General features: G+C 69.6%; 12 protein-coding genes. 5 read left to right on the forward strand and 7 right to left on the reverse strand.

Features of this window, described 5'->3' with window-relative positions; all coding sequences use genetic code 11:
• Positions 1 to 125: 125 nt before the first annotated feature.
• Positions 126 to 1,907 carry a proteasome ATPase gene (arc, locus tag SALPAC3_RS0103090; RefSeq protein WP_018219804.1) on the reverse strand — a complete coding sequence of 594 codons (1,782 nt, stop codon included), beginning with the start codon at positions 1,905 to 1,907 and terminating at the stop codon, positions 126 to 128.
• A gap of 172 nt (positions 1,908 to 2,079) precedes the next feature.
• Between arc and SALPAC3_RS0103095 the strand changes: the two genes are divergently transcribed.
• Positions 2,080 to 2,373: a ferredoxin gene (locus SALPAC3_RS0103095; RefSeq protein WP_018219805.1), complete on the forward strand. Its 294-nt coding sequence runs from the start codon at positions 2,080 to 2,082 to the stop codon at positions 2,371 to 2,373.
• Between the two features lie 166 nt (positions 2,374 to 2,539).
• On the opposite strand, the gene SALPAC3_RS0103100 is transcribed toward SALPAC3_RS0103095, so the two are convergent.
• The 3 genes from SALPAC3_RS0103100 to SALPAC3_RS0103110 all read right to left on the reverse strand — a co-directional run bounded on the left by SALPAC3_RS0103100 (position 2,540) and on the right by SALPAC3_RS0103110 (position 5,243).
• Entirely contained in the window at positions 2,540 to 3,112 is a 573-nt protein-coding gene (locus SALPAC3_RS0103100; RefSeq protein ID WP_018219806.1) for a hypothetical protein, read from the reverse strand.
• Between the two features lie 72 nt (positions 3,113 to 3,184).
• Entirely contained in the window at positions 3,185 to 4,150 is a 966-nt protein-coding gene (locus SALPAC3_RS0103105) for a tRNA (adenine-N1)-methyltransferase (protein WP_026185192.1), read from the reverse strand.
• Between the two features lie 4 nt (positions 4,151 to 4,154).
• Positions 4,155 to 5,243 carry a M50 family metallopeptidase gene (locus tag SALPAC3_RS0103110; protein WP_018219808.1) on the reverse strand — a complete coding sequence of 363 codons (1,089 nt, stop codon included), beginning with the start codon at positions 5,241 to 5,243 and terminating at the stop codon, positions 4,155 to 4,157.
• Positions 5,244 to 5,381: 138 nt separating this feature from the next.
• Here SALPAC3_RS0103110 and SALPAC3_RS0103115 point away from each other — a divergent pair, with 138 nt between their 5' ends.
• From SALPAC3_RS0103115 to SALPAC3_RS0103125, 3 genes are all read left to right on the forward strand, one after another.
• Complete coding sequence (locus tag SALPAC3_RS0103115; protein WP_018219809.1) at positions 5,382 to 6,293, forward strand: RecB family exonuclease; 912 nt, start codon at positions 5,382 to 5,384, stop codon at positions 6,291 to 6,293.
• Between the two features lie 369 nt (positions 6,294 to 6,662).
• Positions 6,663 to 7,430, forward strand: a complete 768-nt coding sequence (locus SALPAC3_RS0103120) for an ABC transporter ATP-binding protein (RefSeq protein WP_018219810.1) — start codon at positions 6,663 to 6,665, stop codon at positions 7,428 to 7,430.
• Positions 7,430 to 9,979, forward strand: coding sequence for an ABC transporter permease (locus SALPAC3_RS0103125; RefSeq protein WP_018219811.1), 2,550 nt, complete (start codon positions 7,430 to 7,432; stop codon positions 9,977 to 9,979). Before SALPAC3_RS0103120 ends, SALPAC3_RS0103125 begins: the two co-directional genes overlap by 1 nt.
• Before the next feature lie 70 nt (positions 9,980 to 10,049).
• On the opposite strand, the gene SALPAC3_RS0103130 is transcribed toward SALPAC3_RS0103125, so the two are convergent.
• Entirely contained in the window at positions 10,050 to 10,766 is a 717-nt protein-coding gene (locus SALPAC3_RS0103130) for an HAD family hydrolase (protein ID WP_408640397.1), read from the reverse strand.
• 301 nt (positions 10,767 to 11,067) lie between these two features.
• Between SALPAC3_RS0103130 and SALPAC3_RS0103135 the strand changes: the two genes are divergently transcribed.
• A complete protein-coding gene (locus tag SALPAC3_RS0103135) occupies positions 11,068 to 12,465 on the forward strand; it encodes an MFS transporter (protein ID WP_408640407.1) in 1,398 nt (465 codons plus the stop codon).
• Between the two features lie 60 nt (positions 12,466 to 12,525).
• On the opposite strand, the gene rfbA is transcribed toward SALPAC3_RS0103135, so the two are convergent.
• Together rfbA and SALPAC3_RS0103145 are read right to left on the reverse strand one after the other, a co-directional pair.
• Positions 12,526 to 13,398 (reverse strand): glucose-1-phosphate thymidylyltransferase RfbA, encoded by an 873-nt coding sequence (gene rfbA / locus SALPAC3_RS0103140; RefSeq protein ID WP_018219814.1) that lies wholly within the window; start codon positions 13,396 to 13,398, stop codon positions 12,526 to 12,528.
• A 169-nt stretch (positions 13,399 to 13,567) separates the two neighbouring features.
• Positions 13,568 to 14,029, reverse strand: a complete 462-nt coding sequence (locus tag SALPAC3_RS0103145) for a helix-turn-helix domain-containing protein (protein WP_018219815.1) — start codon at positions 14,027 to 14,029, stop codon at positions 13,568 to 13,570.
• Positions 14,030 to 14,043 lie beyond the last annotated feature (14 nt).

Raw genomic sequence — 14,043 nt, forward strand, 5'->3', positions numbered from 1 at the left:
GTCGGCACCGCACCCGATCGTGACGCGGCGGTGCGGAGCAATTACCCAGCGACCGTTACGGGCCTGTACCCAGCGGAGGAAACGGGCCCGGGTCCAACCACGACCCGGGCCCGTTTCCTCCGTCGTCAGAGGTACTGGCCGGTGTTACTGGCGGTCTCGATGGACCGGCCCGCATCGGCGCCCTTGCCGCCGGAGACGAGCGTACGGATGTAGACGATCCGCTCGCCCTTCTTTCCGGAGATGCGTGCCCAGTCGTCGGGGTTGGTGGTGTTGGGTAGGTCCTCGTTCTCCCGGAACTCGTCAACACAGGCGTCGAGAAGGTGCTGCAGCCGCAGGCCCTTGCGGGCCGAGGTGAGGAACTCCTTGATGGCCATCTTCTTGCCTCGGTCCACGATGTTCTGGATCATCGCCCCGGAGTTGAAGTCCTTGAAGTAGAGGACATCCTTGTCGCCGTTGGCGTAGGTGACCTCGAGGAAGCGGTTCTCCTCGGTCTCCGAGTACATCCGCAGCACGACCGCATCGATCATCGCCGCCACGGTGGCCTGCGGATCGCTGCCGTGCTCGGCCAGGTCGTCCGGGTGCAGGGGCAGGCCGGGGAGGATGTACTTGGAGAAGATGTCCTTCGCCGCCTCGGCATCCGGCCGCTCAATCTTGATTTTGACATCGAGCCGACCCGGCCGCAGGATCGCCGGGTCGATCATGTCCTCCCGGTTGGAGGCGCCGATGACGATGACGTTTTCCAGGCCCTCCACCCCGTCGATCTCGCTGAGCAGCTGCGGGACGATGGTGTTCTCCACATCCGACGAGACACCGGAGCCCCGGGTACGGAACACGGAGTCCATCTCGTCGAAGAACACGATCACCGGCGTGCCCTCTCCGGCCTTCTCCCGGGCCCGCTGGAAGACCAGCCGGATGTGCCGCTCGGTCTCGCCGACGTACTTGTTGAGCAGCTCCGGGCCCTTGATGTTGAGAAAGTAGCTGGTGTGCTTCTCCTCGCCACGTCGCTCGGCGATCTTCTTCGCCAGCGAGTTGGCCACCGCCTTGGCGATCAGCGTCTTGCCACAGCCCGGCGGCCCGTAGAGCAGAATGCCCTTCGGCGGCCGAAGCTGGTGCTCCCGGAACAGGTCAGCGTGCAGGAACGGCAGCTCCACCGCGTCGCGAATCTGCTCGATCTGCGCGTGCAGGCCGCCGATGTCGGTGTAGTCGACATCCGGCACCTCCTCCAGGACCAGCTCCTCGACCTCACTCTTCGGAATCCGCTCATAGGCGTACGCCGAGCGCGGCTCGATCATGAGGGAGTCACCCGCGCGAATCGGGGCGTCGATCAACGTCTCCGCGAGGTGCACGACGCGCTCCTCGTCAGAGTGGGAGACCACGAGGGCGCGGTCGCCAGGAGCGCCGTCCGGCCCGGCGAGCACCTCCTTGAGCATGACCACCTCACCGGCCCGCTCATAACCGAACGCGTCAACGATGTTGAGCGCATCGTTGAGCAGCACCTCCTGCCCCCGGCGCAGCTCGGCGACCTCCAGAGACGGTGAGACGGCCACCCGGAGCTTGCGGCCACCGGTGAACACGTCCACCGTGCCATCGTCGTGGCGCGCCAGGAAGACCCCGTAGCCGCTCGGCGGCTGGGCGAGCCGGTCGATCTCCTCCTTGAGCGTCACGATCTGCGCTCGCGCCTCCTTGAGAGTGCTCACGAGCCGCTCATTGTTCTCAGTCAGCCGCGCCAGTTGCGCCTGGGCGGCCGCCAGCCGCTCTTCGAGCTGCCGGACCTGTCGGGGGCTTTCGGTCAACTTGCGCCGCACCAGAGCGAGTTCCTCTTGCAGGAACGCGACCTGCGTGGAGAGATCGTGGGCCTCCTTCTCCCACCGTGCGGCGCGCGAGTCCACGTCGTCGCTGCGTGCCACGTCCCACCTCCCCGGGGCTTGAACGTTCTGCCCTAACACTAGCCGCTATGAGGCCGATTCGGTCCCATGCGACACCCTCGTCACCGAACCTTGATCGCCCCGGGTGGGCCCGGGAACAGATCCGACGGTTCGGGTACCGTCAAGGCGAACGACGGACGAACCTGGGGGAACGGTGATCGAGGTCGCGACGGGCCAGCTACAGGTCTGGGTGGACCAGGACCTGTGCACGGGCGACGGGCTCTGCGTCCAGTACGCGCCAGAGGTCTTCGAGTTCGACATCGACGGACTCGCCTATGTCAAAGGGCCGGACGGTGAGCTGGTGCAGGCCCCGGGCGGCCGGGTGGAGGTGCCGGAACACCTCCGCCTTGAGGTCATCGACTCGGCGAAGGAGTGCCCGGGCGAGTGCATCCACGTGCTCCGCACCGGCGACGGCACGCCAGTCGCCGGCCCGGAAGCCGAAGACTGATCGCCGAAACCGAGGACTGACCGCCACCGCCGGATGGGCGCTGCTGCCGCCGGTTGGGCGCCGCCCCGGGCGTGGTGCGGTCGCGCGCACCCGGGTGGCTCCCCGCCGAACGCGAACGCGGTAGCCCTCAGCCGGGTGGCGCTGCTCGGCGCCGGGTGGGTGCTGCTCAGCGCAGTGGCCGACCGACGGCCGAGGCAACCAACCGAGCAAACTCCTCAAGGCGGGCAATCTGCCCGGCACCGCCGTCGTCCAGGGTCTTGCCGAAGCGCAACGCGTCATGCCGGGGAGAATTGGCCCCCTCCTCGCCCGGCGGCGCCTCGTCCAGTGACCTCAACAACAGGTAAACATCGATGCCCTCCACCCGCACGGTGCCGTCGTCGGCGCGGGTGAGCCGTCGCCGACAGCCGACCTCGGTGACCGAGGAGACCGGAACCACCCGCAGCGACGAGGTCATCGAGCCGGGTGGGCCGTCCCCGGGCGGGATGTCCTCGCCGTGCCACAGGACCAGGCGGCTGCCGTCGCAGATGACCACTTCCTGCCAGACGCCGTTGACCTCGTTGACGAACCGCTCCAGGGTGAAGCCGAGCACGGAGGCGCCGCGGAGCACCCCGCCGAGAGTCTCCAGGGCCACATCCGGATCACGCAGGTAGGCGCGTGCCGCGGACTCGAGATCCCGATACGGCGACCAGTCCGGAAACACCGCTGGCACGTCACCGCCGCCCAGGCCCGGCCGTTTCATTCCGCCTCCCCGCACCACCGGTCCACGCCGGTCGGCCGCTGTCGCGTCATTCCCCGCCGTCCCGCTCGACCGTCATGACCGTCGTCCCTCCTCCGCCGAGTCGGCCTGGGCGGCCGCCGCCTCCCGCAGCGCCGCACGGCGCTGCGCGTAGGCCTCCATCCCCTTGCTGGGCTTGCGCCGGCGAGGTGGGGCGGTAACTCCCGGGGCGAGCTTACGCGCAGACACCAGGAACGCGGTGTGCGCGATCATGCGGTGGTCGGGCCGAACGGCCAACCCCTCCGCGTGCCAGTCCCGGACCAGGGATTCCCAGGCCCGCGGCTCCGTCCAGCCGCCCCGCTCCCGCAGCGCCTCCACCAGCTCGGAAAGCTGCGGGGTGGTGGCGACATACCCGATCAGCACCCCGCCGGGCACCAGGGCCCGCTCGACCATGTCGAGCTTCTCCCAGGGCGTGAGCATGTCCAGGATGATCCGGTCAAAGCCGGTCTCCGGATTCGCCGCCACGTCCCCGACCCGCAGCCGCCAGGCCGGGTGCGGCCCGCCGAAGAACGCCTCGACGTTTCGTCGGGCGATCTGGGCGAAGTCGTCGCGCACCTCCCACGAGTGCAGCTCTCCGGTGGGGCCCACGGCGCGCAGTAGGGAGCAGCTCAGCGCGCCGGACCCGGCCCCCGCCTCCAGCACCCGCGCGCCGGGAAAGACGTCACCCATCGCGACGATCTGGGCCGAGTCCTTCGGGTAGATCACCTGGGCGCCGCGCGGCATCGACAGGACGTAGTCGGCGAGCAGCGGGCGCAGGGCCAGGAACGCCGTACCACCGCCGGCGGTGCTGACGACGCTGCCGTCGGGCTGACCGATCAGGGCGTCGTGGTGCAGGATGCCGCGGTGGGTGTGGAACTCCTTGCCCGGCTCGAGGGTGACGGTGTGCATTCGACCCTTCGGGTCGGTCAACTGCACCCGGTCACCGGGCTGAAACGGCCCCCGGCGCGCTGGAGGCGGTGCGGGGACGTGCTGGTCGGGCGCGTCGGAGGGCGGTGCGGTCACGTGTTCATCTCCGGTGGGGTTCGAGCAGTTGAGCAAGATCCGCGAGGTACAGGATGCCGACGACATCTTCGCCTGAGGTCACCACGTACTGTGCGCCCGGGTGCTGCCGCACGGTCTCCATCACCTGCTCGCCGTCGAGGCCGACCGACACGGTCGGCACCTCGGCCAACGACCGAGCCACCTCGTCCACCGGCAACCAGGGCCGACGGTTGACCGCGACCGCCGCGGCGGCAGCCGGGTTGACCAGGGCGTGTGGGCAGCCCGCGGAGTCGGTGACCAGCAGCGCGGCCGGTGGGTCGGTTCCGGCGGCGCGGCGCTGCGCCTCGGCGAGTGGCGTGCCGGTCGGAACGGCGCAGACCGGACGGGGTAGCCGGGAGAGATCGATCAGCGGAAGCCGGCGGGTGATCCGGGCCAGCCGAATGGACTGCCCGGCACCGCGCCAGAGGGTGAACGCGACCAGCAACATCAGCGGCATCGCGAGTAGCACCAGCGGCGTCGGGGGCCCGAGCAGGGCTATTACGACGGCGGCCCCGCCCGTGCCGACGGCGACAACCCGACCAACCCAGCCCGCCACCTCGGTGGCCCGATGCCGGTCCCGGGTGGCGGCCCAGACGGCGGCCCGCAGCGCGCGACCGCCGTCGAGCGGCAACCCGGGCAACACGTTGAACACCGCGACCACGACGTTGCTCACCGCGAGCTGGAAGGCGAGCTGATGACCCAGGGTGTGCTCGGGTAACGCCAGGGTGACGGCGACCGCCACCGCACCGAGTACCGCGGAAACCGCCGGCCCGGCGAGGGACACCAGCAGATCAACCCGGGGCGTCGGGGCATCGCGGTCCATCTCGGTGTAGCCACCGAGTAATTCCAGGGTGATGCGGCGGACCCCGATCCCGAATCGGCGGGCGGTGAGGGCATGACCGAGCTCGTGCAACAGCACCGATCCGAGCAGGGAGACGACGAAGCCGAGGCCGATCAGGTAGCCACTGGCCGGAGAGAGGGCGAGTTCCTTCCGGGCGAACTCGGCGTACAGCACGGTAACGGCCAGGGTGAGCAGCAGCATCGACCACTCGAGGTGCAGCGGCACCCCGATCACCCGGCCGACGGTTACCCCGGCCGACCGGTGCGGAACTCGCCTTCTGGACTCCACCGGCCCGATGCTACGCGGGAGCGGATCATGCCCTGCAGACGGCGCGGTCCAGGCTGTCACCCCGGTGCCCTACCCTTTCCGGTCATGACAGCGGATCCGGTGGCAGCCCAGCAGCTCTCGCCCGCGGCGGAGCTGCCGGCCACGGTACGAGCTTCGCTGTCCCCCTCCCGGGCGGCCGACTTCAAGACCTGCCCGTTGCTCTACCGATTCCGCAGCATCGACCGGCTACCCGAGCAGCCCAGCGTGGAGCAGGCCCGGGGCACCCTGGTCCACGCCGTACTGGAACACCTGTTCGACCTGTCCCCCGCGGGTCGCACCCCGAGGGCGGCCAGCGATCTGGTGGCTCCGCAGTGGGAACGGCTGGTCACCGAGCAGCCGGAGCTGGCCGCCCTGTTCGCCGACGACACCGAGGCCCGATCGACGTTCCTGCGCTCGGCCACGGGGCTGCTTCAGGGCTACTTCGCGGTGGAGGATCCGCGCCGCCTGGAGCCGGCCGAGCGGGAGAGTCTGGTCTCCGCGGTGGTGGACGAGGAGCTGCTGATCCGGGGCTACCTGGACCGGTTGGACGTGGCGCCGGATGGCGCGCTGCGGGTGGTCGACTACAAGACCGGCGGCGCACCGCGGGAGGCGTTCGAGGCGCGGGCGCTGTTCCAGCTCAAGTTCTACGCCCTGGTGCTGTGGCGTACCCGCGGCGTGGTGCCGCGGGTACTACGGCTGCTCTACCTCAAAGATGCGGAGGTCTGCGACTACACCCCGGACGCCGACGAACTGGTGCGATTCGAGCGCACGGTGGTGGCGCTGTGGCGGGCGATCGAGGCGGCCACCGCCGCCCAGGACTTCCGCCCGCGGCCAAGCCGACTCTGTGACTGGTGCAGCCACCAGCGGTTGTGTCCGAGTTTCGGGGGCACCCCGCCGCCGTTCCCGGTCGGCCCGGACCCGGCCGACTCGCTCCGTGACCCGCGGCCCCGGCCGATCTCCCCCGCCGCCGACGAGTGACCGGCGCCAACGGTTGAGTGGGCACCGGGTGCAGGCGGTGGTGCTGGCGTACGGGCCGGGCTGATCCGGCCCCGGAGCTGACCGTCCGCCCCGCACCGCGGGTTGTCCCGCTCACCTACGGTGACCCACAACGGGCAGGACGGGTTGACCATCACTGGACCTCACCGTGCCGGGTCGAGCCGTCGGGACGCGGCACGACACCACGGGCGCTCAGGGACAACCCTGAGCGGCGATCGGGGGTACCCGCAGCACAAAATCCGCCACGGCTCCGCCCCAAGTCGGAGGGATCCGGGCCGGGGAACGCCCATGATGGGACTGCCGCGCCGACCGAGGGGGACGGCGCGGACCGAACGACGAGAGGGAGAAGACGTGACCGCGACGGTAGGCCGTCAGGCGCAGGCCGCGGCCCGCGCGAGCGAGGTGTGGAAGGTGTACGGCAGCGGGGAGGCACAGGTGATCGCGCTTCGCGGGGTCAGCTGTGAGTTCGAGCAGAGCCGATTCACCGCGATCATGGGTCCATCCGGGTCGGGCAAGTCAACGTTGATGCACTGCCTCGCCGGGCTGGACTCCGTGACCCGGGGCACGGTCTCGATCGGCGAGACCACGGTCACCGGCCTGGGGGATGCCGGTCTGACGAAGCTGCGCCGCGAGCAGGTCGGATTCATCTTCCAACAGTTCAACCTGCTGCCGACGTTGACCGCAAAGGAAAACATCCTGCTGCCGCTGTCGATCGCTGGGCGCAAGCCGGACCAAGCCTGGTTCGACACGGTGATCGAGACCGTCGGCCTGCGGGATCGGCTGGATCACCGGCCGGCGCAGCTCTCCGGTGGGCAGCAGCAGCGGGTGGCGTGCGCGCGGGCACTGGTCAGCCGCCCACAGGTGATCTTCGCGGACGAGCCGACCGGCAACCTCGACTCTCGGGCCGGCGCGGAGGTGCTGAAGTTCCTCCGTAACTCGGTACGGGAGCACGGGCAGACCATTGTCATGGTCACCCATGATCCGACCGCCGCCGCCTACGCCGACCGGGTGGTCTTCCTCGCCGACGGACAGATCGTCTCCGAGCTGATCGAGCCGACGGCGGAGACGGTGCTGGACACGATGAAGAAGCTCGACACCCAGGTCGAGGTGGGCGACTGATGTTCCGGGCGACCCTCAAGAGCCTGCTGGCACGCAAGCTCCGGCTGATCCTGTCTGGGTTGGCGGTGGTACTCGGCGTCATGTTCGTCTCGGGCGCGTTCGTGCTCACCGACACCCTCGGCCGTTCCTTCGACGCCGTCTTCGCCGACGCGTACGAAGGGGTGGACGTCAACGTCTCCGCGAAGTCAAGAATGGAGGTGGGTGACTTCGAGGGCGAGGCGGTGGCGGCGCCGGTGCCGGCCGAGACGGTGGAGCGAATCCGGAACGTTGCCGGGGTGGCCGACGCCACCGGCATCGTGGCCGCCGACGGCGCGCGCCTGATCGGCAGCAACGGCAAGGTGGTCACCTCCTTCGGGCCGCCTCAAATCGGTGCGAACTGGGTGGGCACAAGCGATCTCGTCCAGCTGCGCGAGGGCCGGGAGCCGCAGGCGGACGACGAGATTCTGGTCAATGCCGGGCTGGCCAAGGCCGGCCGGGTCGCTGTCGGCGATCGAGTGGGCGTACTCACGCTCGAGCCGAAGCAGGAGTTCACCATCGTCGGGGTCTTCGGCTACAGCGGCGGCCGCGACGCCATCGGCGGCGTCAACGAGGTCATGTTCACCACTCCGGTAGCGCAGCAGTTGATGCTCGGCCAGGGCGACGCCTTCACCAACGTCACGGTCACCGCCGCCGACGGCGTCGCCAACGATCGGCTACGCGACGACATCGCCGCCGCACTCGGGGCCGACTTCGAGGTGAAGACCGGCGCCGAGGTCTCCGCGGAGGCCTCGGCGACGCTGAAGGAGGGGTTGTCCTTCTTCAACCGAATCCTGCTCGGCTTCGCCGCGGTGGCACTGCTGGTGGGCACGTTCCTGATCCTCAACACATTTTCGATCATCGTGGCCCAGCGCACCCGGGAGTTGGCGCTGATGCGCGCCGTCGGGGCGGGCCGCCGCCAGATCATTGGCTCGGTGGTGCTGGAGGCGGTGGCGGTCGGCCTACTCGCCTCCGTGCTCGGCCTCGGCGCCGGCGTCGGCATCGGCGCGCTGCTGGCGTACCTGTTCGGCAATCTCTCCGGCGGGCTGGACCTGGCGGGAATCGCTGTGCCCCCGGCGGCGGTTGTCGGGGCGTTCGGGGTCGGCCTGATCATCACGGTGGTGGCGGCACTGCTGCCCGCGCTGCGGGCATCCCGGATTCCGCCGATCGCGGCGATGCAGGACGTCGCGACCCCGGACCGGCCGCTGACCAAGGTCACGGTGACGGGCGCGGCGGTGACCTCAACCGGCGCCACACTGCTCTTCCTGGGCCTCGGCGGGCACGCCGGCGACAACGCCCTGATCACCATCCTCGGCGGCGTGCTCTTCGCCTTCATCGGGGTGGCGCTCCTGACCCCGATGATCAGCCGGCCGGTGGTCGGTCTACTCGGCGGGATCTTCTCCTGGTGGATGCCGGGCAAGCTGGGCCGGCTCAACTCCGGACGAAACCCGCGCCGTACGGCGATCACGGCGGCCGCGCTGATGGTCGGCATCGCCCTGGTCACCGGGGTCACCGTCATTCTGGATTCCACCAAGAGCAGCATCAGCAGCCTGGCCGAGGACAAGATCAAGGCCGAGTTGGTGATCGGCGGCGCGCAGACCGGGCCCCGACCGCCGACCTTCGACCCGGCGGTGCTGGAGAAGACCGCGGCGCTGCCCGGGGTGGCGCTGGTCGGTGGAGCATACGGCGATCTGGCCCAGGTCGGCGACGAACGCACCTGGGTGGGCGCCAACAGCGACGTGTCGACGCTGACGCAGATCTTCGGCGCGCGGGCCACCGCCGGGGACATCAGTCGACTCGGGCCGGATCAGATGCTGGTCAGCTCGGATGTGGCGGCCTCGCGCGGACTCTCCGTCGGCTCCACCGTGCCGGTGCAGTTGGCCCGCGCCGAGCCGAAGACCTACACGGTCAGCGGGATCTACGAAGCCGATGAGCTCCTCGATCCAATCACGTTGCCGGTCTCCGCGGCGCAGGGCTTCACCATCCCCCAGCCGATCGCGGGCTTCATCCAGCTCACGCCCGGCGCCCAGGCCGCTGACGTGCTGCCGCAGGTGGAGCCGCTCCTGGCGGACAGCCCGGAGGTGTCGGTGGCCGACCGGGAAGCGTTCATCGAGCAGCAGACCGAACCGCTCGACGGCCTGTTACGAATGATCCAGATCCTGCTGCTGTTGGCCATCGTGATCGCGGTGCTCGGCATCATCAACACCCTGGCCCTGTCGGTGCTCGAACGCACCCGGGAGCTCGGGCTGCTCCGCGCGGTCGGCCTCGGCCGGGCGCAGACCATGGGCATGATCACTGTAGAGGCAGTGGTGATCTCGGTCTTCGGTGCGCTGCTCGGCATCGCCGTCGGCGCCGGCCTCGGTGCGGCCGTCGTCGAGGCGTTGCGCGATGAGGGAATCACCGACCTGGTGTTGCCCTGGGCGGACATGGGGACAATGGTCGGCCTCGGCGCACTCGTCGGCGTCCTCGCCGCGGTGATTCCCGCGGTCCGCGCCGCCCGCATCGATGTCCTGGGCGCCATCGCCCACGACTGAGCCAGCTTGGAAGGGCCCCGCGCACCGGGGCCCTTCCACACGCTGTGGGAAGGGCCGGAGCGGCCGCGCGCTACCGAGCGCCGAAGGCGACATCTCGCGAGCGTTCCCCGAGCAACGCCGTCAGGAGCTCCAGGTCTGCCGCGGCCAGGCTCGCCAGTTGGTGTACGTCGGCGCAGGGCTCCACCGGCACCTCCGCCGGTACCGCGAGTACCGCCGCACCCGCGGCGAGGGCACTCGCCACCCCGGCCGGGGAGTCCTCGATCGCCACGCAGCGGCCGATCGGCACGCCGAGCAGCCGGGCCGCGGTCAGGTAGGGCATCGGGTGTGGTTTGGCCGCGTCCACCTCGTCCCCGCACACCACCGCGTCGAAGCTGTCCCGCCCCAGGGTGTCGAGGGCAACCTCCACCAACGTCCGAGCGCTGGAGGTGACCAGGGCTGTCGGGATCCGCGCGGCACGGACGGCGCGCAGCAGGGTCAGCGCGCCCGGCCGCCACTGCAGCCCGTCGCCGAACAGCTCCAGGATCCGCGCGTTGATCCACGCGGCACTGGCCTGCAGGTCGCGTTCCGGCTGGCCCAGGTCCTCGTGGAGGAGTTGCATCGAGGCCGCCATACTCGTTCCGATCATGGCCCGCCGGGTGGTCTCGGAGAGCACGCCGCCGTAGGTGACTGCCAGCTCGCGCAGCGCGATGTCCCACAGCTTCTCGCTGTCCACCAGGGTGCCATCCATGTCGAAGAGGACGGCGGCAGGATGTTGGGCGCTCAGGGTGGGCCTCCTCTTGATTGGCAACGGCACCGATGCTGCCAGCCGCTGCCCCGGCCGCAACACCGATCCCACGGACCAGTGACATTCGCCGCCGGCCGGGAACAGCTGGGCAGGGCGCACCACGTTCGGCGACGGACCGATCGACCACGTGCCAGCACGGGTGCGTCGAGACCGCAGGGAGCCTCCCGCGCGGCCAAGCTCCGCCGCGGATCGTTATGGCGTACATGACCCTTCGCTCAGCGCTTCGGGCAGCCCTGTCGTGACCACGGAGCATCAGCGGGGACTGCCCCGGACCGGATCCGGTCGTCCGGTGCCGCGGGGCCCGGTGGTGGTGGTGAGTGCGCTGATCACCTTTATCGCCGGGCTCAACATCGCCCTGGTGGTGATCGCGATGCCGACGATCCGCACGGCGCTCGAGTTGGATTCGAGTACCCAGCAGTGGCTGGTGTCGGCGTTCTACCTGGCGATCGGCCTGGTGCTGGTGCCCGCGGGCCGATTCGGTGACATACACGGCCGGCGCAACATCTTCGTGACCGGCGTGGTGGCGTTCGTGGTGGCCAGCGCAACCGCGGCGTTGGCCACACACGAGGCGTGGCTGATCGCCGCCCGACTGGTTCAGGGTGCGGGCATCGGGCTGGCGCTCGCCCAGGTGTTAGGGACAATCCAGCGGATATTCTCCCCCCGGGAACGGGGATTCCCGTTCGGAGCGGTCACCGCCGGGATCAGCGTCGCCCGGCTGATCGGCCCGGTACTCGGCGGCGGGTTCATCGCCGTCGGGGGCGCCGAGTGGGGCTGGCGGTGGGCCTTTCTGGTCAACGTGCCGATCGGGATCGTCATCGCGGTTCTCGGGTGGCGATTGCTCCCCGTCGCGGAGCGGGCCGAGCGGCCACGAATGGACCTGGTGGGCGCCGTCCTGTTGACGGTCGGGCTGGGCTTTCTGTGGCTGGTCCAGGGTGAGCAGATGCCGGGTTGGTTGACCTGGACGCTCCTGGCCACGGCGGTGGCGGTGCTGGTGGGGTTCGTGCGCTGGGAGACGCGATACGCCCGGCACGGTGAACCGATGTTCAACATGAGGCTGTTCCGGTTCCGCTCCTTCTCGGCGGGGATCATCATCGCCATCTGCTACACCGCCGGCTACGACGGCATCTACTACCTGATGTCGGAATATCTGCAACACGGACTCGGTCATGACGAGTTGGTGACCGGGATCGCGCTCACCCCACTGGCCCTGGGGGCCGCCATCAGTGCCGTGATCGCCGGGTCCAAGGCGGGGCGGTTCGGCAAACCGTTGGTGGTTTCGGGTCTACTCCTCGCGGGAGTCGGGCTCACCGCCCTACTCGTCGCCGACCTCTTTCTTCCCGACCCGGACTCCCCGCACGCGGCCACGCTGCCGCTGCTTCTGGTCGGGCTGGGTGGCGGACTGATCACCTCGGGGGTGGCCGGCGGCCTGGTGATCGCCCCGAACCTGACCGTTGCCCTCTCTCCCGTGCCACAGACCCAGGGCGGAAGCGCTGGCGGGATGCTCGAGGCCGGGCAGGCACTCGGTGGCGGGCTGGGCGTTGGTCTCGTCGGTGCGGCCCTCTTCGCGAGCCTCGACCGGACCGGCGACTGGTTGACCGCCTTCCGCATACCAGTGCTGGTCATCGTCGGGCTCTTCGCCGTCGCCCTGACAGCAGCCCTGATCAATCTCTTCTCGCCCGACCGTTCCGTTCCGTCCGCATAACCAAACACACCGCGGACCACCTGTACCGCGCCGGCTCCGCCGGCCCGGCGCAGTCAAAGCTCAGCGTGCTTGCGCCGCCACGTTCAGGACGTACCGGCCGTAGTCGGTATGCGCCAACTCGGCACCGAGAGCGTGACAGGCCTCGGCGTCGATGAAACCCATCCGCAGGGCCACCTCCTCCAGACAGGCGATATGAATGCCCTGCCGCTGCTCCAGGGTCTGCAGGTAGTGACTGGCCTGGAGCAACGAGTCGTAGGTGCCGGCGTCCAGCCAGGCCAGCCCACGACCCAGATCGACCAGTCTCGCCTTACCCCGCTCCAGGTAGACCTGGTTGACTCGGGTGATCTCGACCTCGTTCCGCGCCGACGGGCGAACATTCTTGGCGATGTCCACCACGTCGTTGTCGTAGAAGTACAACCCGGTGATCGCCCGATTGGATCGGGGCCTACGTGGCTTCTCCTCGATGGAGATGAGCCGACCCGTCGCGTCGGTCTCCCCCACCCCGTACCGCTGCGGATCGGTGACCGGGTAGCCGAACAACACGCACCCGTCGATATCCCGGCTCTCCGCCTGCAGCCGCTCCGAGAACCGATAGCCGTGGAAGATGTTGTCGCCCAGAATGAGGGCGACCGGGTCGGGTCCGACGTGCTCCGCACCGATGACGAAGGCGTCAGCCAGGCCCCGCGGAACCGGCTGGGCGGCGTACGAGATCGACAGGCCGAACCGGGAACCGTCGCCGAGAAGCCGCTCGAACAACGGCAGGTCCCGTGGCGTGGAAATGATCAGGATGTCCCGGATCCCGGTGAGCATGAGCACCGAAAGGGGATAGTAGATCATCGGTTTGTTGTAGACCGGCAGAAGCTGTTTCGACAGCGCCAGGGTCACCGGGTGCAGCCGCGTCCCCGAGCCGCCGGCCAGGACGATGCCCTTCACCTGAGTCCTCCTCACCGCGGGGTGTCTCCGTGCCGTCCCGCCGGGCGGCGCCGCCGCCCCTCGGCCTGAGGCCGGGCGCACCAGGACTTCCGCCGACGATGGCTACCCGGCCGAAGTCTGGCCGGCGGTGCTCGGGCAGCGCTCAAGCTGGGCTCGGGTCGTCCCGTGCTCAGACCGGTTGCCGCTCCCCCGCCGATCGGCTCCGCACCGGCCGAGTCACCTGCTTCGACACACACGACGGCATCCCCGCCGTCGCCTCCGACGCCATCCGCCGGTACGTGCTGGGGGGCACGCCCACCAGTTCGGTGAAGCGCGTGCTGAACGTCCCCAGCGAGGAGGAGCCGACCGCGAAGCAGACCTCCGTTACGGTCATGTCGCCGCGTCGCAGTAGTGTCATCGCCCGCTCCACCCGCCGGGTCAGCAGGTACGCGTACGGCGACTCACCGTAGGCAAGGCGGAACTCACGGCTTAGATGCCCGGCGGACATGTTCACTCCGCGGGCTAACGCCTGCACGTCCAGCGGCTGCGCGTACTCCCGGTCGATACGGTCCCGGACCTGCCGCAGTCGCGCGAGATGGCGCAGGCGGGATCGAACCTCGTCCGGGTTCGGCTGCTGAGCACGCACGCACATATTCTGCAAAGACT

The organism is Salinispora pacifica DSM 45544 (genome assembly GCF_000378845.1).
GTDB lineage: Bacteria > Actinomycetota > Actinomycetes > Mycobacteriales > Micromonosporaceae > Micromonospora > Micromonospora pacifica.